The following is a 20235-nucleotide window of genomic DNA, read 5'->3' on the forward strand; positions in this document are numbered from 1 at the left end:
TCGCGGGTGTGGGAACCGTCACGTCCCGGGACGTACGACGACCACCTCGTCGCCCGGTCGGACCGGGCCGGGGCGCGCCACCCTGGCGCAGAGCCCCCGCAGGCGACGCGGCTTGCCCTCGGGTCCGTTGACGAAGGCCATCGCGTCCTTGCCGTAGCGCGCGATGAACTTGCCGCACCCGTTGTGGGGCTGGTCGGTCACGACGACCACGGCGCCCCCGGGGCCGCCGATGTGCAGCTCGCTCCAGGCGGGCAGGTGGTCGTGGGAGAGATCGAGGTCGAGGAACATCTGGTCGCCGGCGAGCGCCTCGCGCTCCGGGTCCTGGGCGAGGAACTCCACCAGCCGGTGGCTCATCAGGTTGAGCTGCATGTCGGGGTGGGCCGAGCCGTCGGGCATGCGGCGACTGCCGCGAGCGACCCACGTGTCGCCGACCAGACCTTCGTCGACGTCGAGGTGGCCGACCTCCAGCACCTCGCGCTCTCCCACGGCAGGCCTGCGGACGACGGCCCGGAGGGTGCCGACGTCGCGCGGCGCCTCGTCGATGGTCGGGAGGAAGGCGGTCAGCTCGGCGGTGGACCGGTGGGCGCGCAGGGGGCGCCGCATCCAGGTGCGCCGACCGTGCCGGGACAGGCCGAGCCGCTCCTCCTCCTCGGTGATCGCGAGCTGCGCCGCAGTCCGAGGCTCGTCCTCGGCGACCTCGACGAAGCCGTGCCGCGCGTAGAACGGCGCGTTCCACGGCAGGTCGGCGTACGTCGTGAGCGTGAGCGAGCCGTGCCCCTTGGTCGCAGCCCGCTCCGCGGCCGCTTCCAGCAGCGCCGTCCCGACGCCGCGGCGGGCGTGGTCGGGGTGGACCGAGATCTGGGCGAGGTGGGCGTGGGACTCCATGTCGACGACGTGGGCGAAGCCGATCGCGGGGTCGCCGGCGACCAGGAGGAAGCCCTGCTGCGACATCCGCTCGTGCCCACTGGGCGCCGGCGAGGCGAGCACGTCGCCGGTCAGGTCGCCCAGCACGGCCTCGAACATCGCGAGACCGGAGTCCTCGATCGCGGCGATCAGCGGGAGGTCGCGCGCCCGTGCGGGGCGTACTGCGTGGTCGGTCACGCGACCACTGTAGATTCGCCCGTCGTGAGGATCGTCGTCGCGCGCTGCCAGGTGGACTACGCAGGTCGGCTCTCGGCCCACCTGCCCCTCGCGACGCGAGTGCTGATGCTCAAGTCGGACGGTTCGGTGCTGATCCACTCCGACGGTGGCTCCTACAAGCCGCTCAACTGGATGTCGCCGCCCTGCACCGTCCGCGAGGGCGTCGCCGAGGACGGCCGCCCCGAGTGGGTGGTGACGGCCGGCAAGACCGACGACACGCTGCGCATCCTGATCGACGAGGTCCTCCACGACACCTCGCACGAGCTCGGCATCGACCCCGGCCTGCAGAAGGACGGCGTCGAGAAGCACCTCCAGGAGCTGCTCGCCGAGCACCCCGCCACGTTGTCGGACGGGCTCACGCTCGTGCGGCGCGAGTTCATGACCGCCATCGGGCCGGTCGACCTGATGTGCCGCGACGCCGAGGGCCTCTCCGTCGCCGTCGAGATCAAGCGCCGCGGCGACATCGACGGCGTCGAGCAGCTGACCCGCTACCTCGACCTCCTCAACCGCGACCCCGCCCTCACCCGCAAGGGCGCCGTCCGGGGCATCTTCGCCGCCCAGGAGATCAAGCCCCAGGCCCGCGTCCTCGCCACCGACCGCGGCATCGCCTGCGCCCTGGTGGACTACGACGTGCTCCGCGGGATGGACGACGGCGCCGAGCACCGGCTCTTCTAGCCCTCGCGCGAGCGCCTCAGCACCTCGACCAGGAGGTGTGCGTAGCCGCGGGCGTCGTCGATGGCCCGGTGCGTGTGCTCGACGTCGCCGAACCACTCGCCCGGCAGGTCGTGGACGGAGAACGTCGCGGGGTCACCGCCGCTCACCCCGCAGGCGAGGCTCTTGAGGCACAGGCCGGCTCCGTGGAAGAGGCGGTCGGTCTCGTCGGGTCCCTGCGCCAGGCCGTACGGCGTGAAGCGGCGCAGGTAGGAGTCGACGTAGGTCCCGTCGAAGCCGAGGGGCGACGCGACGAACTCACGCTCCTCGCCGAGTCCCTTCACCCACGACACGAAGTCCGCCATCACCGCGGGCACCGGCCGCGGGTCGTCCGTCGCCGCGGCGAGCACCTCGGCCGGCTGGGAGAGCCACCACGCCCACGTGTCAGGGTGGGGCTGGGCACCGGGCAGCCGCTCGAGCACCGCCTCGAACTCCCCCATCTGCTCGCCCGCCGCGGTGACCGCGACGGAGGCCAGGGCGAGCATCGAGTGGGCGCCGGGGACGAACCCGTCGACCTCGATGTCGGTCACGACGTAGACGCGCTCCACCATGTCGTTACCCTCGCACGGTGACCGCGACGCCGCCCGAGCGCATCTTCCACATCGCCACGGCCGCGGACTGGCGCCGCACCCTCGGGACCGGGACCTACACCACCTCCACCGTGGGCCGGACGCTCGAGGAGGAGGGCTTCATCCACGCCTCGCGCCGCGACCAGGTGCAGGGAGTGTTCGACCGCTACTACCGCGGCCTCGGCGAGCACCTCGTCCTGCTGAGGATCGATCCCACCCGGCTCACCGACGCCGAGGTGCGCGTCGAGCCGGTCGGCGAGGACACCTACCCGCACGTCTACGGGCCGATCAACCGCAGCGCGGTCGTCGACGTGTCACCGCTCAACCGGCGCGGCGGGGTGGAGACGCTGCTGTCGCTCTGGCTCACGGGCATGGCCGTGCGCATGGGCATCGCGCTCGCGGTGATGGTGCTGGTCGCCGTGCTCGTGCTCGTCGCCCTGTGAGGCGGGGGCTCAGGCGGCCTTCTTGCCGGTCACGACCTCGACCTTCACCAGCCTGCGCTTCTTGACCGTGTAGCCGGGCGGGAGCGTGCCCTCCTTCAGCATCCGCAGCGGGCAGCGGGCGCACTTCTTGCTGGAGACGCAGCACTTCTTCTTCGGCAGCTTGGCCACCTTCGTGTGCAGCTTGCCGGACTTCTTCGGCGACCCCTTGGACGAACCCACATGCGAAGCGTACAGGACACTTAGGCAAGGCTTACCTGTCGTTCCAGGTGATCGGCCGGCCCGCCCACGAGCGGGCGACCCACCCGTCCGCGTCGGCCTCCACGGCCACCACCTCGCAGTGGGGCACCGGGAGGTCGCGCGAGTGGCTGAGCGTCAGGTTGCGGGCCAGCGCGGACAGGGCCATGCACATCACCCCGCCGTGGCTGATCACCAGCACCGACTCCCCGCGGTGGCTGTCCGCGATCTCGTCGAGCACGGCCGCGTAGCGCTCGACCACCTCCGTGCCACTCTCCCCACCGGGGATCCGGGCCGCCAGGTCCCCGTCGAGCCACGCCGCGAACGTCTCGGCGAACGGATCGGGATCTCCCGTCGTGCCTGCGGCGTCGCCCACACCGAACTCACGCAGGCCCGTGCGCACGATCACGTCGGTGCCGAGCTGCGCCGCCACGATCTCGCCGGTCTGGACGGCCCGGGCCATGTCGCTGGTCCACACCCGGGCGATCCGCTCGCCCGACACCGACGCGGCCAGCACGCCTGCCTGGTCGCGCCCCAGGGGCGTGAGCCAGCCACCCGCGTCGCTCAGCAGCTCGCTCTCGTAGTCGGCCTCGCCGTGCCGGGCGACGAACACCCGGGCGGCGCACTGGAGGTCACTCACGCGCCAAGTCCACCACGTCGTCGGCGCAGCCCCAGGAGACGGTGACACCGCACCCGCCGTGGCCGTAGCAGTGGATCACGTCGTCCGCGCGCTCGAGGCGCACCGCGGGTCGCCCGGGGCGCAGGCCGACCTTGTGCTGCAGGATCCGGGCGCCGGCCAGGCGGGGCTCGATCACTGCTGCCCGCTCAAGGATCGACGCAGCCGTGCCCGGGTCCGGCGTACGGCTCCACTCCCCCTCGTCCGCGGTGCCGCCCAGCACGACGTCGCGGCTACGCGGCACGACGTACGACGGCGCCTCGGCGTCGATCCACCAGCGGTCGACCCCGACCTGCTCCACGACGACGACCTGGCCGCGCACGGGGCCGACGGTGGGGTCGGCGCCGAGCAGGCGCGCACCGATGCCGCTGGCGTTGACCACGAGGACGTCACCGGTCGGCAGGGCCGACAGGTTCATCCGCGTGACCGTGCCGCCGAGGGCCTCGACACGGGCTGCCAGCCAGTGGAGGTACACCGGCATCTCGATGACCGGTGTGCGCATCGTCAGGCCGGACGCGTATCCCGGCGGCAGGCTTGTCTCGCGGTCGGGCCCGGCCCCCGGTGGCAGCGCGTCGCGCCACCAGAGGTCACCGGCCGGCTCACGGAACAGCTCGGTGCCGGTGCGCATGACCACCCCGGCCGACTCGTCCGCGCAGAGCTCCGCGAAGGCGTCGTACGCCGCTCGTGCCCAGCGCACGACGTGCTCCTGGGGCTGGGAGTAGGGCGACCACACCGCCGCCGCGACCGACGACGTCGTCTCCAGCGGCAGGTCGCGGCCGACCACGTCGACCCGGTGGCCGGCCTCGAGCAGGCGCACCGCGCACGTCAGGCCGACCACGCCGGCACCGACCACGATCACCCGCCTCACCGTCGCCACCACCGGCGTCGAGCAGGAAGGGGATCGGGCTCGGGATCGGGCCCGGGCCCGGGCTGGGGCAGCTCCAGCCAGTCGACGTACGGCAGCCACTCGGGCAGGTGCGTCAGCACGCCGTCGGGCAGCGGGGCCCGACGGCTCTCCTCGCGCCACCGCGCGAGGTCGGCCACGTCGGGCAGGTCCTCGGGTCGCGGGGGTCGCACCGTGCCGTCGGCGTGGTGGAACTCGACCCCGCCGCCGATCCCGGCGAGCAGCTCCTCCCGGGGCGAGGGCAGTCGGCCGACGGCGTAGGGGCGCGAGGCGTAGCGCGACCACGGTGGGAGCGGGACCTCGGGCAGGCCACGCTCCGCACGCCACCGCCGGATGATCGCCGCGAGCTCGATGGGGCGCGGGTCGCGTTGGAAGCGCGCGGTCAGCCGGTCGAGCGCCGGGTCGAGGTCGGGCGACGAGGGGTGCCGCGCCATCAGCGCCGCGACGGCGTTGCCGCCACGCATGAGGGGCGCGGAGCTCCGGGCGTCGAGCATGCGGTCCGCCCACTCGGTGAGCGCGGTGGCGTACGACCGGGCGCGCGCCGACTCCGCAGCCAGCTCCTCGGGCGACATGTCGGCCGACACCGTGAACCGGTCGGCCGCGCGGTCACCCGCGACGCGTTCGCCGGTGGCCTCGACCGGTGCGCCTCCCCACGGATGTGCCGGCAGGTCCGTGCCCCGCACCTCGCTCTGGTGCTCCCGCGTCCCGGCGGGCCACACCGCCGCCTCCAGGGAGGCCTCGGCGACCTGCTGGGTGTTCCACTTGTCACCCTGCCAGGCCACGACCACCCATCCGGACCCGTCGTCACCGAGGATCCAGGTGCGCTTCGACGCGACGCGGAACCCGCGTGGGCGCAGGACGCCCCCGATCGCCTTGCGGATCGTCGCGAGGTGGTCCTGGGCGAGGGTCACCCGCCCATCCAAGCACGCGTCAGGCGAGCCCGTTGGCCGTGCGGATGACGTCGACGATGCTGCCCATGATCTCGGTGAGGCCGTAGTCCTTCGGCGTGTAGACCGCTGCCACGCCGAGCTCGCGGAGCCGCCGTCCGTCCGACTCCGGGATGATCCCGCCGACGATGACGGGGATGTCGTCCAGCCCCGCCTCCCGCAGTCCGTCGAGGACGTCGGGCACCAGCTCCATGTGCGAGCCGGACAGGATCGAGAGCCCGATGCAGTGCACGTCCTCAGCGACGGCAGCAGCCACGATCTGCTGCGGCGTGAGCCGGATCCCCTGGTAGATCACCTCGAAGCCCGCGTCGCGCGCTCGCACAGCGACCTGCTCGGCGCCGTTGGAGTGGCCGTCGAGGCCCGGCTTGCCGACGAGGAGCCGCAGCCGGCCGCCGAGCTCGTCGCCGGTGGCCCTCACCCGCTCCCGGACCGCGACGAGGTCGGCACCGCCCGAGCCCCCGAGGGACACAGTGGCCGCGCCCGCGACCCCGGTGGGGCCGCGGTACTCGCCGAAGACCCCGCGCAGGGTGGCCGCCCACTCCCCCGTCGTGGCGCCGGCGCGGGCCGCGACCAGGGTCGGTGCCATCAGGTTCGTGTCGGTCGCGGCGGCCGCCGCCAGCGCAGCCAGTGACTCGGCCACCTCCGCCTCGTCCCGCTCTGCCTTCCACGCCTCGACGCTGGCGCGGGCGGTCTTCTCCGCCTCCGGGTCGGCGGCCATGATCGCGCCGTCGAGGTCGGCGGTCAGCGGCGACGGCTCGGTGGACTCGTACTTGTTGACGCCGACGATGATCTCGTCGCCCGACTCGATGCGGGCCCTGCGAGCCGCGTGCGACGAGACCAGCTCGGACTTCATGTAGTCGACGGCGGCGATCGCGCCGCCCATGTCCTGCACCCGTGCGATCTCGGCCTTCGCGCTCTCGACCAGCTCGGCGACCTTGGCCTCGATGACGTGCGAGCCGTCGAAGATGTCGTCGTACTCCAGCAGGTCGGACTCGAAGGCGAGCACCTGCTGCAGGCGCAGCGACCACTGCTGGTCCCACGGACGCGGCAGACCGAGCGCCTCGTTCCAGGCGGGCAGCTGCACCGCACGGGCGCGCGCGTTCTTCGACAGCGTCACGCCCAGCATCTCCAGCACGATCCGCTGGACGTTGTTCTCCGGCTGCGCCTCGGTGAGCCCGAGCGAGTTGACCTGCACGCCGTAGCGGAAGCGGCGCATCTTCGGGTCGCCCACGCCGTAGCGCTCGCGGGTGATCTCGTCCCACAGCTGGACGAAGGCCCGCATCTTGCAGGTCTCCTCGACGAACCGGACGCCGGCGTTGACGAAGAACGAGATCCGCCCGACGACCTTCTCGAAGTCGTCCTCCGAGACCTGCCCCGAGTCCTTGACCTGGTCGAGCACGGCGATCGCGGTGCTGAGCGCATAGGCGAGCTCCTGCGTGGGCGTCGCGCCGGCCTCCTGCAGGTGGTAGCTGCAGATGTTGATCGGGTTCCACTTGGGGATCTGGTGGACGGTGTAGGCGATCATGTCGGCGATCAGCCGCATCGAGGCCTCGGGCGGGAACGCGTACGTCCCTCGCGACAGGTACTCCTTGATGATGTCGTTCTGGGTGGTGCCGGCCAGCTGGGAGGCGACGTCCTCGGGCGACAGATCGGGGTTCTGCTCCTCGGCGACCACCTGGTACATCGCGAGCATCCACATCGCGACCGCGTTGATCGTCATCGACGTGTTCATGGTGGTGAGCGGGATGTCGGCGAAGAGCGTGCGCATCTCGCCCAGGTGCGGGACCGGCACACCGACCTTGCCGACCTCGCCGCGGCTCAGCGGGCTGTCGGGGTCGTAGCCCGTCTGCGTCGGCAGGTCGAACGCGACGCTGAGGCCGGTCTGACCCTTGGCCAGGTTGGTGCGGTAGAGCGCGTTGGACGCAGCGGCCGTGGAGTGGCCGGCGTAGGTGCGCATCACCCAGGGGCGGTCCTTCACGGGACGGTCCTGCGGCTGCCGGTCCTCGGTCTCGGTCATGGCGACACAGTAGGACTTCGGTTACTGACCAGTCACCGGGAACGGCGTGTGAGACGGACCTCACGGAGGCGTGGCGCGTCAGGTCTCAATTACCCCCGACGGGGTGTAGCGGACGGGAATCTCGGCAAAACCTAGGCAGTTCCTGTGATCTTTTGCTCGCGCCAGCGTGGTGCCATGACCGCTCAGCGAGGAGCGGGGGCTCCTCCACGGGGGAAATATCGGGGAACCAGCCGATGTCGGTTGTCAGTCGTCACGTCACGTCCCGGGCCTTGCGCCCAGTGCTCACGGTCCTGCTCCTCGCGGCGCTCGTGCTGGCCGGACTCGGTCCGGTCGCGGCCGCCGCGCCCAGCAACAAGGCTCCGCGGATCAAGAACATCGCCAACGTCACCACCGCGGTAGGTCACAGCATGGTCGTGCGACCGCGCGCCAAGGACCCGGACGGACCCCGCACCCGACTGCGATACCAGATCCGCAACAAGCCTTCCTGGGTGCGCTTCAGCAAGCGCACCGGTGTGCTGAAGGGGCGGGCGCCCCAGTCCGCCGCCGGTCGCCGCTACACGCTGGTCCTCATCGTGAGTGACGGCCGTGCCACCGACCGCGAGACCTTCAAGGTGCGGGTCCGGAACAACCGGGCGCCCGCCGTCGCACCGATCGCCGACGTGGTGGCTGACGCAGGGACCGTCGTACGGGTCCTGCCGGTCGGCACCGACTCCGACGACGGTCCGCGCGACCTGGCCTGGGTGACGACCTTTGCCCCGGCCAACGACCGCACCCCCGCCGTTCCCCCGTCGTGGCTGACCACCTCCACGACCACCGGGTCCACCACGGGCACTGCGCCCGCCCCTGCCGTCGGCATGGCCTGGCAGGTCACCTCCCAGGCGTCCGACGGCCTCGCGGTGGCCTCCGTGTCCTACCGCCTGACCGTCCGCAACCAGCCCCCCACGCTGGACCCGCCCGGAGCGCGCACCGCTGTCATCGGCACGCCGTTCTCGTTGCAGCTGATCGGCGCCGACGCCGACAGCGCGCCCGAACCCGTGTCCTACCTGGTCGAGCCGGGGACGCTGCCCGCGTGGCTGACGCTCGACCGGAGGACCGGCATCGTGTCCGGCACGCCGCCGGCCGGATCGGCCGGCACCTATGCACCCGCCTTCCGTGCCGACGACGGCCGTGACACCTCCCCCTTGCGCACCCTCGCCCTGGGCGTCGTGCGCGAGCCGGCGCCGGGCAACCGCGCACCCGCGGTGGACGACATCACCCTCGAGGTCGCCGAAGGACCGGCAGGGACCATCGTCGGTGCCGTCCGGGGCAGCGACCCGGACGGGGACCGCCTGACGTGGAGCCTGGTCAGCGGCGGCGGCTTCTCCATCGACCCGAGCACCGGGATCATCACCGCCACCTCGGCGCTCGACCACGAGGCGAAGGCGGCGCACACACTGGAGGTCCGCGTCAGCGACGGCGCACTCGGTGACGACGCCGAGGTCACCGTGCGGGTCACGGACGTGGACGAGGAGCCGGTCATCACGGCCCTGCCGGACGTGACGGTCACCGAGGACGAGGCGATCACCCCGATCACCATCACGGCAGAAGATCCTGAGGACGAGGAGGTCACGGTCACCGTGACCGGTCTCCCGACCGGCCTGTCGTACGACGCTGCCACCCGCCGGATCACCGGCACGCCGCGCGTCGGCGGCGCGTCGCAGGTCACGGTCTCAGCGACGGACGGCACGTCGACGCCGGTCGCGGAGGTCTTCACCATCACGACGACCGCCGTGGACGACGCCCCGGTCATGACCGACCAGGTCTTCACCGTGCTCGAGGGCGCCGGCGACGGCACGGTCGTCGGCAGGCTGGTCGCGACCGACGAGGAGACGACGCTGGAGGACCTGCAGTTCTCCGCCGCGAGCCTCGACTTCGCCGTGTCGGACGGCGGCGTCGTGACGGTCGAGCGGCCGGAGGCCACCGCCGTGGTGGGCGAGCGGGACTTCACCGCGACCGTCACCGCGGGCGACCTCAGCACCACTGCCACGATCACGGTCCGCGTGCGCGACGTCGAGCACCCGCCCGTCATCGACGACCAGGACTTCGAGGTGGCCGAGGACGCGGCCGTCGGCTCCGTGGTCGACTCCGTCGTCGCCACCGACGCCGACGGCGACACGATCGCCTTCTCCATCACCGGCGGCAACGGCTCCGGTCGGTTCGCCATCGACCGGGCCAGTGGTGCGCTCACCCTCGCCGGCGCGGTCGATTTCGAGGGCGTCACCACCTACACGCTGACGGTGCGCGCCACGACCGGTACCTTCGACGACGAGGCAACCGTCACCGTCACGGTCACCGACGTCGACGAGGCCCCGGTGATCACGCCGCTCGACGACGTGACCACCGTCGAGGACCAGGCGATGGGCGCCATCGCGGTGGAGGCGATCGATCCCGAGGGCAAGGCGGTCACACTGTCCGCCACCGGCCTGCCGGCCGGGCTGAGCATCTCCGGCAGGACGATCGTGGGCACCCCGTCGGCCTCCGGCACCTTCGCCGTCAGGGTGAGCGCCTCCGACGGCAACCTGTCCTCTGCCGAGACACTCACCATCACCGTCACGGCGGTCAACGACGCCCCCGTGCTCGTGCCGGTTGACGACGCGACCGCGATCGAGGGCCAGGCGATGGGTGCGATCTCCGTCGTGTCCACTGACGAGGAGGACGGCAAGCCGTCCGTGAGCGTCTCGGGCCTCCCCGCAGGTGTGACCTACCTGGCCGCCACGGGCACCATCAGCGGCACGCCGACCGTGGGCGGCACCTTCTCGGTGACCGTCACGGCCGAGGACTCCGCTGGGAGGAGGGCGAGCGACACGTTCGTCCTCACCGTCACCGACGTCAACGACGCCCCCGTCGCGGGCGACCCGAGCCCTGCCACGGTCCAGGCGACCCAGGGCCGGGCCGTCGACGCCACCGTGCTGGTGCCTGCCACCGACGAGGAGGGGGACCCGCTCACGCGCACCGTCAGCGGCCTCCCCTCGGGGATGACCGGCACCGGCACCGCCACCGGCATCGCGCTCGGTGGCACGCCGACCGTCTCCGGCACGTCCACCGTGACCGTCACCGTCACCGACGGCAACGGCGGGTCGGACACGGCGACCTTCCAGGTCGTCGTCGCGCCCGCCCCGAGCAACCCGTGTCCTCAGCGGTCCACCCTGCCGTGCGGCGACATCGCCGTCGACCTGCCCTTCGCGCTCGGCTTCGCCGGCACCGAGGGCGGGCTGGACGACACCGGCTTCACCATGGTCGACCGGCCGTCCCTGCGCTCCAGCATCGACCAGGCGCCGGCTCCCACCACGCCGACGTACACCGACGTGCCCGGCTTCGAGCCCGGGCTCGTCGCCGCGGGTGGCGGCCAGCTCACCCTCACCGCGACCAAGGGCATCATGTACCGCGCCCCGGGTCAGAGCCCGGCGGCCACCTCCCCCAACGCCCAGCTCAACGCCCTCGGTGTCGGCGTGCGCGGCTCGACCACCGGCTACGACCTCTCGACCACCGTGCTGGCGCCGACCTTCCCCGGCACCACCAACGGTTCGCAGCAGGGTGGCCTCTGGTTCGGCCTGGACGAGGACAACTACGTCAAGGCGGTCGTGTCCCGGGTGTCCGCGACCCAGAACAAGGTCCAGCTGCTCCGTGAGGTCGGTGGCGTCGCGACGCCGGGCACGGCGTACGAGCTCAACAGCGCCGGCTTCACCTCGGGCCAGGACGTCCAGCTCGAGCTCGAGGTCGTCGACACCCCGGGCGCCGGAGGCCAGGCGGTGCTCCACTACACCGTCGGCGCCGGCCAGCGGACCCTGCTCGCGGACCCGGCCAACACGGTCGACACCGACGCGGTCCCCGTGCCGGACGCCTTCCTCACCGGGACCACGGTCGGCAACGAGGCACCGCAGAGCTTCGCCGGCCTCCTCGCCACCAAGCGCAACGCGCCGGTCTCCGACGTCACCACGGTGACCTTCAGCGACTTCATGGTCGAGGCGCACGAGGTCCCCAACACCGCGCCCGTCGTCGCAGCGGTCGCGGACGTCGCGGCCGTCGAGGGCGCCGCCCTTGCCCCGGTCACGGTCACCACGACCGACGCCGAGGGTGACGACGTGACGATCGGCTCGGACCTCGCCGTCGGAGGGCTGACCCTCACCGACAACGGTGACGGCACGGCCACCCTGGCCGGCACGCCGGGCGCCGGGACGGCCGCCCAGAGCCCCTACACCGTCGTGGTCACCGCGAGCGACGGCAGGGCGAGCGGCACCCGCACGTTCAGCATCACGGTGGCCGAGGCGGGCGCACCCTGCCTGCCGGTCAGCACCGAGCCCTGCTCCACGGTGCGGGTCGAGACGCCCTACGTCCTGGGCTTCGGCGGTCCCCAGGGAGGCCTCGACGGTACCGGGTTCACCATGGTCGACGACCCCTCGGCCCGCGGCAACGTGGACCAGGCGCCGGCGCCCACCACACCCAGCACCGCGGGCGTGCCCGGGCTCGAGCCCGGCCTGCTCGCGCTGAGCCCGGCCGGCAACCTGGAGATCGCCGCCACGAAGGGCATCGCCTACCGGCGTCCCGCCGACAGCGCCGGCACCAACTCCCAGCTCAACATGCTGGGAGTGGGCCTCGCCGGTGGCACGGACGGCTACGAGCTCGAGACGACGGTCGTCGACCCGGCGTTCCCCAGCTCGATAACCGGCACGCAGAGCCAGCAGGGCGGCCTCTGGTTCGGCCTCGACGAGGACAACTACGTCAAGCTCGCGGTGGTCCGGGTGACCGCCACGACCAACAAGGTCCAGCTGGTGAAGGAGGTCGGCGGGATCGCGCAGCCTGCGACGACGTACGAGCTCAACTCGGCCGCCTTCCCGAGCGGCCAGCGGGTCCGTCTGGTCCTCCAGGTCGACGCGTCCGGCGCCCAGCCTGTGGTGCGCGGGTCGTACGCCGTGGGCGACGGCCAGCTCGGCGTGCTGACCGACCCGGCCAACACGGCCGGGTCCACGGAGCTCCCCGTGCCGGCGGCCTTCCTCGCCGGCGCAGACCTCCCCTCCGGGGCGGGCGGACCAGTCGCCTTCGGTGGCCTCTACGCCACCAAGCGCACCGCTGCCGCGTCCGACAACGTCGTGGTGTCCTTCGCCGACTTCTCCGCCGAGCTCATCGGTGGCGTGGTCGAGCCCTACACCCCGCTCGACGTCAAGGTGGACTTCACCTCCGAGGCAGGCAGCCCGGCCGCGGGCTACCTCAAGGACTACGGACAGCCCTACGGCCAGCGCAGCGGGGCCTCCCAGGGCGGCGGCGAGCACGTCTTCGGCTGGGTCAAGGAGAACAGCGAGGAGGAGCTCTCGCTCGTCGGCAACGGTCGCGTACGCGGCCGGGCCGGTGTCGACGCACGACTCGACTCGATCGTCCACATGCAGTTCGCGGACGTGCCCAACGCCGCCTGCCCGCCCAACGTGTGCGAGGACGGCGACTGGCAGCTCGCCGTCGACAACGGGACCTACGACGTGACCGTGGCGGTCGGCGACCAGCCGGGTGCCACGAGCTACGACAGCCTGCACGCGGTCAACGTGGAGAACTCCGCGCTGATCGAGGGTTTCACGGGCAGCGCATCGGCCGAGTTCGACACCGCCACCACGCGGGTGGGGGTGGTCGACGGAGAGCTCACGATCAACGCCACGGGCGGCACCAACACCAAGATCGCCTACGTCGAGATCAGGTCGGCCAGCACCACCGTCGCCGACCCGCTTCCGTTCGTCGTGCAGACCCGGCCGGCCAACCGGTCGCTCGGCTCCTCCCTCGGCGAGGGCGTGGCTGCGGACGTCCACCTGGTCGGCACCAACGCCGATCCGGGACCGGTCGACCCGGCGACCGTCACCGACGCCACGGTGCGGCTCTTCGAGGTCGTCCCGGGCAGCGCTCCCGACGTCGAGGTCGCGGGCAACCGCAACACGACCGGCGGCGGTGACTCCATCAACTTCCAGCAGAGCGGCAACCTCAAGGCCACCACCACCTACCGCTTCGTGGTCGACGGCGTGAAGGACACGACAGGTCGCACCTTCGTCCCCTTCCGGTCGCTCTTCACGACCGGCACCGGGGAGGTGCAGCCCCCCAACGGCACCTTCGACCCCGTCAACGGGGTCGACTTCCAGAAGGTCGACCTGGGCAAGAACGGCAAGTACTACGCCTCGCTCGTGGTGCACGACGGCCACCTGTGGGCCACCACCATCGGGCAGGGCATGTTCCGCTACCCGATCAACGCTGACGGCACGCTCGGCGACGAGCAGCCCATCAATGCCTTCCTGGGCCGGGCTGCGGTCGGCTTCGTGTTCGACCGCGCGAACCCCGACGTGGCGTGGGTGACCCACGCGACGGCCAACATCGGCAACGAGTCCCAGGCCTTCGGTTCCAAGCTGAGCCGGGTCGACTTCTCGGCGAGCGTGACGAGCCCGGCCATCTCCGACGTCTTCGTCAACCTGCCCCGCTCGCAGAAGGACCACCTGTCCAACTCGATCTCCTACGGTCCCGGCGGCAGGCTCTACTTCCTGCAGGGCTCCAACCAGGCGGCTGGAGACCCCGACGGTGCCTGGGGCGACCGTGGGGAGACGCTGCTGACCGCGGCCATGTTGACCTTCGACCCCGCCGCCACGTGGCAGCGCGTCCAGGCATCCGGACCCGTGGACGTGCAGACCGTCGACAAGGGCGGCTCGTACGACCCCTATGCCGCGGCCGCCCCCCTGAAGATCTACGCCACCGGCATCCGCAACGCCTACGACCTCGTCTTCGCGTCCAACGGCAGCCTCTACGTGCCGACCAACGGCACCGCCAGCGGCGGCAACAGCCCGGGCGTCACTGCCAGCGGCGGCACACTGACCCGCACGGGCCAGGTGCCCGGCCGCAACGTCACCTCCGAGTGCGCGACGCGCCGGATCGACGGTGCGCCCTACACGGCGCCGACGGTGCCGGCGGTGACCAACCACAACACCCAGCGCGACTTCCTGTTCGACGTCGAGGCGGGCGGCTACTACGGGCACCCGAACCCCTCCCGGTGCGAGTGGGTCCTCAACAACGGCGGCAACCCCGAGGGCGCCGGCTCGGGCGGGTCGAAGTACACCGCCTCCGTGGCACCGGACCGCAACTACCGCGGCTGGGCCTACGACTTCGAGTTCAACAAGTCGCCCAACGGCGTCATCGAGTATCGCTCCAACACGTTCGGCGGCGAGCTCAAGGGTCGCCTGATGGTGGTCCGGTTCTCCAACTTCGACGACGTCTTCACCCTCGAGGCCGCGGCCAACGGGCAGATCGAGGGCGGCCAGGCCGGTTCGACGATCGGTGGCTTCTCGGGCTTCGACGACCCGCTGGACATCGTCGAGGACCTCGACACGGGCAACCTCTACGTCAACTCCTACGACCAGAGCAGCGGTCAGCCGCGGCTCTACCTGCTGCGGGTACCCGACGGGCAGGGTGGCGCGGACGTGTCCGTCAGCTCCCGTCGCCTGGTGGGCAACCAGGTGACGAGCGCGGGCTCGCGGATCCTCGGCACCGTGACGGTGACCAACAACGGCAACGAGGCCACCACTGTGACCGGCGCGACCGTCACCGGCGCCGGCGCGGCGGCGTACACGCGAACCACCAGCTCGCCGCTACCCGTCACGCTCGCCCCCGGCGCCTCGTTCACCGTCCAGGTCGGCTTCGACCCGAGCAGCGAGGGCGTGGCTCCCGCCTCGCTCGGGCTGAGCCTGAGCACTGGGAGCGCACCGAACGTCTCACTGCGTGGGCTCGGCACCGACGGGCTCGGCGGCTCCGCGGAGCCCTCGCTCCAGTACGTCCTCGACGCCTGGGAGCTGGGGATCGACACGGGTGACGACAATGACGCCACCAACGAGATCCACTCCAGCTCGAGCGAGCGCGTCTCGCCGACCCTCGGCGACAGCATCGACGTGGAGACCTTCACCCGCTTCGCCGACGGCCCGGTCACGGTCGAGCCGATCTCGGTGTTCGGGCCCACGGACAGCACGCCGGTGACGGAGGTGTCGTGGTACGACGACGCCGCACCCGCGACCCGCAACGCGCTGTTCTCGGTGTCGAACTCGCCCACCTCCAACGGGCAGACGCTGACCCCGGCGACCACCGGTGCGCTGCAGTTCGACCCCGGCCCGTCGACGTTCGGGTTCGTCTCGCGGTGGCCGTTCTTCGCCAACCGACTGGTCCACAGCCAAGACTCGCTCAACACGTTCGCCGGTGCGATCGGCAACCACGTCCGTGTCTACCCGCTGGTGGAGAACGGGCAGCCCGTGTCGCACGCGTACGTCGTCGCGACCGAGGAGCACACGTCGGGATTCGACTACAACGACATCGTCTTCATCGTCCGCAACGTCGATCCTGCCGGCGGCACCCAGCCGCCGGGACAGACGATCCGGGTCAACTTCCAGAACGAGGCCGCGCCGGTGCCTGCCGGACACCTGCGTGACTTCGGCCAGGCCTACGGTGCTCGTACGCTCGCCGACCAGGGCGGGCTGACCTACGGCTGGCGCAACGCCACCACGCTGGCCCCCGAGGCCCGCACCACGTCCGGCCGCGAGCGCAACCTCAACAGCGACCAACGCCTCGACACCTTCATGCACATGCAGTATCAGCAGCAGACCGCGCCCAACTGCACCGCCAACAACTGCAACACCGGCACGTGGGAGCTCGCGCTCGGCGACGGCACCTACCAGGTGACGGCGGCCGTGGGCGACGCGGCGACCAACTCCGACGCAGAGGCCCACCAGGTCCGTGTCGAGGGCGTGCCGCTGCTCGCGGCCCCCCACGTCCCGAGCGGGGCGGCGGGCAGCGCCGGCCACCACGCGACCGGGACGCAGGTCGTCACGGTGTCCGACGGCGAGCTCACCCTCGACGCCGTGGGCGGCACCAACACCAAGATCGACTACATCGAGGTCACGCCGGTCACCGGTGGCGGCGGCGAGACGGTGGCCCAGGTGAGCTTCCAGCCCGTCGCGTCCCCCACCCCGGCGGGTTGGTCGGCCGACAGCGGCCAGCTGTTCACCGAGGCACGGGGCTACGGCTGGGTGCGGACCGAGGGCGGGGCGACCAAGACCGCCGACACCCGAGCCCGCACGCAGGACCCCGACCCACTGACCAGCACGCTGATGATCGTCGACGACACCGAGGTCGCCAGCGTGGTGGACGGCGAGTGGGAGCTCGCCGTCGCCGACGGCACCTACACCGTGTCGGTGTCCGTGGGCGACGCGGGCTTCGCCGACTCCTCGCACGGCCTCGCAGCCGAGGGCGTGCCCCTCGTCTCGGGGTTCGTCCCGACCGGTCCTGGCGACTACCGCGTCGCCACGGCATCGGTCGACGTGACCGACGGTCGGCTCACCCTCGCCTCGACGGGCAGCAACACCAAGGTGCAGTGGATCAGCGTCGCCTCGGGCTCCGAGGTCGACGTCATCCCGCCGACCGTGGACCTGTCCGTCAGCGGCGTCGCCGGCCCGGGCGGCTACGTCGGTGCGGCGACGGTCGTCGCCGAGGTCGTCGACCGCGGCGGCTCCGGCACCGAGTTCGTCGACTGGACCGTCGACGGCGCGGAGGTGCCCCGTCCGACCGGCGACCGGCTCGAGGTCACCGGCATCGGCGCGCACACGGTGACCGTGACGGCCACCGACGCCGCCGGCAACGACACGACCGCGACGCGCACGTTCACCATCGTGGACGGCAGCGTGGCCGCGATCGCGATCACCAACCAGGACGCCCAGCGCGTCGGGGGCACGGTGGTGCCGGGCATGGCCGAGGACTTCCTCGTCATGCACCACCTCAACAACCGGACCACCAGCACGTCCACCCACGCGGCCGCCGTCACCCACGACACGGCCACCCTGCGGCTCAGCAACACCGATCCGGACGACCCGCTGGTGGTGACCGGCCTCGGTCTGTCGGCCCCGGTGGACCCGACCCCGGGCGTGCGCACCAGCACGACCAACTTCACCGTCCCGGGCACCACGCTTCCGCTGACCATCGCACCGGGCGCGAGCTACGACCTGCGCGTGCAGTTCGGTGGCGCGGGCAGCCGCGGCTCCTACGGTGCGACGATGACCATCACGTCCAACGCCGCCAACCGTCCCGAGCTGCCGGTGCAGCTGCGCGGCTACTGGCAGCCGCAGCCGGAGGGTGGGGTCGAGCCGACCATGACCGAGGTCGCCCGGGTGTTCGGGTGGTCGACGGCGATCGGTGAGCCGCTGGAGGACGCCTACGACGGCCCGCTCCAAGGTGACGAGGTGCGGTCCCTCCTCTGGAAGCGACTGGACGCGTCACGCCCGGTCACCGCGCGCCAGCTGACCGCCCTGCACGGGTGCTGCGGCGAGACGGGCGACAGCATCGCGAGCCCGATCTCGGGCTCCCACGACGGCGCGTGGGGCCAGTCGTTCTACCCCCGCGTCGCGCAGACCGGCACCGCGCCGGCCTCAGCTCCCTTCCAGCAGGGGCAGGCCAACCCGACGGGCAGCTTCGCGCTGACGATCGCGGGCTACACCAGCAACAAGGCCCCGACGTCGACCGATCCGGCCAACCTGGGCATCCGCGTGTGGCCGGTGAAGATCGGCGGGCGGACCGTCCCGGGCGCCTACCTCGTCGGCCAGGACTTCGTGCAGAACGGGTGCGGTGGTGGCAGCGCCAACTGCGACTACCAGGACAACGTGTTCCTGATGACCAACATCGCCCCGGTCGCGCCGGCGGACACCACCGCCCCGCCCTCGGCGCCGACCGGCGTCTCGGCATCGGTCACGGGCAACGACGTGCAGGTCTCCTGGAACGCCGTCGCGCTGGCGGACCTCGGTGGCTACGTGGTCGAGCGGCAGGCCGCCGGCGCGACCACCTGGACGCGGGTCAACGCGACGCCCGTCGCCGGGTTGTCGCTGATCGACTCGACGGCGCCGGGCGGCACCCAGGTCGCCTACCGCGTGATCGCGGTGGACACCTCGCAGAACGCCTCAGCACCCTCGGCGACGGCGGGTGTCACCACGCCGCCGCGACCGCAGGCGGCAATCCGGATCAACGCCGGCGGGCCAGCAGTGACCACCGGTGGCGTCGCCTGGGGAGCGCAGCAGTACGGCACCGGTGGCAAGACCTTCACCAGTGCGGTCGCCATCGCCGGGACCACCGACGACGTGCTCTACCAGTCGGAGTACTCCACTGCGACCGGGGCGATCGACTACGACATCCCTGTGCAGAACGGCGCCTACACCGTCCGTCTGCACTTCGCCGAGATCTACTTCGGCGCTCCGGGCGGCGGCCCGGGCGGGACCGGTCGGCGTACGTTCGACGTGGCGGTCGAGGGGCAGCTGCGGCTCGACAACTACGACATCGTCGCCGACGTCGGCTCTGCGACAGCAGTGGTGAAGTCCTACACGGTGCAGGTCAGCGACGGGAAGGTCGATGTCGACCTCGACTCCGTGGTCAACCAGGCCAAGATCTCCGCGATCGAGGTCGTGCCGGCGGCGTGACGGGCCGCGCCGTGGCCTCCGCTCAGGCGGTGGCCGCGGCGCGCTCGACCTCGATGGCATGGGCGAGGCGGGTCAGGTGCACCATCCGGCGTACGGCGGGGCCCGGGTTGCGGATCGTCAGGTGGTGGCCGGTGAGCCAGGCGTGCCGGGTGGCCACGGCCAGCAGGCGCAGCGCGGTGACGTCGATCGTGGACACGTCGGTCATGTCGATCACCACGTCGGAGTCGCTGGACTCGAGCCGCTCGTAGATCGCGTTGCGCACCTCCCACGTGCTGCGCACGTCGAACGCGCCGTGCAGCACCAGCGCCTGTCCGTCGAGGACGATGTCCATCGGGTGCTCCTCCCCGACGTCCCCCGACGCCGCTAGCGTGACCTGTGTCACTCCTATGACGATGTTGTACCCCCTTCGGTTGCGTCCATGCCTGATCTTTTCCGGCGAGTCCCGACGTTAGGCTCCGCAGCATGGTCAACCTGACACGCATCTACACCCGCACCGGCGACGCCGGACAGACCCGGCTCGGCGACATGAGCGAGACCTCGAAGACCGACCTGCGGCTCGAGGCCTACGCCAACGTCGACGAGGGCAACGCCCAGATCGGGGTGGCCCTCGCCCACGGCGGGTTCGAGGACGACGTCGTCGCGCTGCTCACGCACGTGCAGAACGACCTCTTCGACGTCGGCGCGGACTTCTCCACCCCGGTCGTCGCCGAGCCGGCCTACCCACCGCTGCGGGTCGAGCAGGACTACGTCGACCGGCTCGAGGCCTGGTGCGACCACTACAACGCGGAGCTGCCCGCGCTGCGGTCCTTCATCCTCAACGGCGGCACCCTCGGCGCGGCCCACCTGCACGTGGCACGCACCGTCGTACGCCGTGCCGAGCGGGCCGGGTGGGCGGCGTGGGAGGAGCACGAGGACACCATGAACGTGCTCGCCATCACCTACCTCAACCGCCTCTCGGACCTGCTGTTCATCCTCGCCCGCCACGCGAACCGCGAGAACGGCGACATCCTCTGGGTGCCCGGGGGCGAGCGCGGCCAGACGGATGGGGAGACGGCCGCCGACGCCTGAGGACGGCTGTGGATGACGACCGCACGAT

Annotated in this window: 12 protein-coding genes; 4 read left to right on the top strand and 8 right to left on the bottom strand. The window is 71.8% G+C overall.

Annotation, left to right across the window (positions count from 1 at the left end; all coding sequences use genetic code 11):
• Nucleotides 1-18: 18 nt before the first annotated feature.
• Nucleotides 19-1101, bottom strand: a complete 1083-nt coding sequence (locus tag BM127_RS22525; protein WP_198554263.1) for a GNAT family N-acetyltransferase — start codon at nt 1099-1101, stop codon at nt 19-21.
• Between BM127_RS22525 and nucS the strand changes: the two genes are divergently transcribed.
• Nucleotides 1090-1815, top strand: a complete 726-nt coding sequence (nucS, locus tag BM127_RS08510; RefSeq protein WP_443678026.1) for an endonuclease NucS — start codon at nt 1090-1092, stop codon at nt 1813-1815. The two genes, BM127_RS22525 and nucS, sit on opposite strands and share 12 nt — an antisense overlap.
• On the opposite strand, the gene BM127_RS08515 is transcribed toward nucS, so the two are convergent.
• Complete coding sequence (locus BM127_RS08515; protein WP_091197333.1) at nt 1812-2402, bottom strand: 3'-5' exoribonuclease domain-containing protein; 591 nt, start codon at nt 2400-2402, stop codon at nt 1812-1814. The two genes, nucS and BM127_RS08515, sit on opposite strands and share 4 nt — an antisense overlap.
• A 17-nt stretch (nt 2403-2419) precedes the next feature.
• On the opposite strand from BM127_RS08515, the gene BM127_RS08520 reads away from it, so the two are divergent.
• On the top strand, nt 2420-2863 hold the full coding sequence (locus BM127_RS08520; RefSeq protein ID WP_198554262.1) for a DUF952 domain-containing protein: 444 nt from the start codon (nt 2420-2422) through the stop codon (nt 2861-2863).
• Nucleotides 2864-2872: 9 nt separating this feature from the next.
• On the opposite strand, the gene BM127_RS08525 is transcribed toward BM127_RS08520, so the two are convergent.
• The 5 genes from BM127_RS08525 to BM127_RS08545 are packed head-to-tail and all read right to left on the bottom strand — an operon-like array spanning nt 2873 to nt 7641.
• The gene (locus tag BM127_RS08525) at nt 2873-3082 is read right to left on the bottom strand and encodes a hypothetical protein (RefSeq protein WP_091197335.1); all 210 of its coding nucleotides are present in this window, start codon (nt 3080-3082) and stop codon (nt 2873-2875) included.
• A gap of 31 nt (nt 3083-3113) precedes the next feature.
• Nucleotides 3114-3737 (bottom strand): histidine phosphatase family protein, encoded by a 624-nt coding sequence (locus BM127_RS08530; protein WP_157829548.1) that lies wholly within the window; start codon nt 3735-3737, stop codon nt 3114-3116.
• On the bottom strand, nt 3730-4641 hold the full coding sequence (locus tag BM127_RS08535) for an FAD-dependent oxidoreductase (protein WP_091197960.1): 912 nt from the start codon (nt 4639-4641) through the stop codon (nt 3730-3732). The genes BM127_RS08530 and BM127_RS08535 overlap by 8 nt, the downstream gene beginning before the upstream one ends.
• The gene (locus tag BM127_RS08540) at nt 4638-5588 is read right to left on the bottom strand and encodes a hypothetical protein (RefSeq protein WP_091197340.1); all 951 of its coding nucleotides are present in this window, start codon (nt 5586-5588) and stop codon (nt 4638-4640) included. The genes BM127_RS08535 and BM127_RS08540 overlap by 4 nt, the downstream gene beginning before the upstream one ends.
• 19 nt (nt 5589-5607) lie before the next feature.
• Entirely contained in the window at nt 5608-7641 is a 2034-nt protein-coding gene (locus BM127_RS08545) for a protein meaA (RefSeq protein WP_091197343.1), read from the bottom strand.
• A gap of 278 nt (nt 7642-7919) precedes the next feature.
• On the opposite strand from BM127_RS08545, the gene BM127_RS08550 reads away from it, so the two are divergent.
• The gene (locus BM127_RS08550; protein WP_091197347.1) at nt 7920-19139 is read left to right on the top strand and encodes a putative Ig domain-containing protein; all 11220 of its coding nucleotides are present in this window, start codon (nt 7920-7922) and stop codon (nt 19137-19139) included.
• Between the two features lie 22 nt (nt 19140-19161).
• On the opposite strand, the gene BM127_RS08555 is transcribed toward BM127_RS08550, so the two are convergent.
• A complete protein-coding gene (locus tag BM127_RS08555; RefSeq protein WP_091197350.1) occupies nt 19162-19470 on the bottom strand; it encodes an STAS domain-containing protein in 309 nt (102 codons plus the stop codon).
• 131 nt (nt 19471-19601) lie between these two features.
• On the opposite strand from BM127_RS08555, the gene BM127_RS08560 reads away from it, so the two are divergent.
• Nucleotides 19602-20207 (top strand): cob(I)yrinic acid a,c-diamide adenosyltransferase, encoded by a 606-nt coding sequence (locus tag BM127_RS08560; protein ID WP_091197352.1) that lies wholly within the window; start codon nt 19602-19604, stop codon nt 20205-20207.
• The last annotated feature ends 28 nt before the right edge of the window (nt 20208-20235 follow it).

It is taken from the genome of Nocardioides alpinus (genome assembly GCF_900112035.1).
Taxonomy (GTDB): Bacteria; Actinomycetota; Actinomycetes; order Propionibacteriales; family Nocardioidaceae; genus Nocardioides; species Nocardioides alpinus.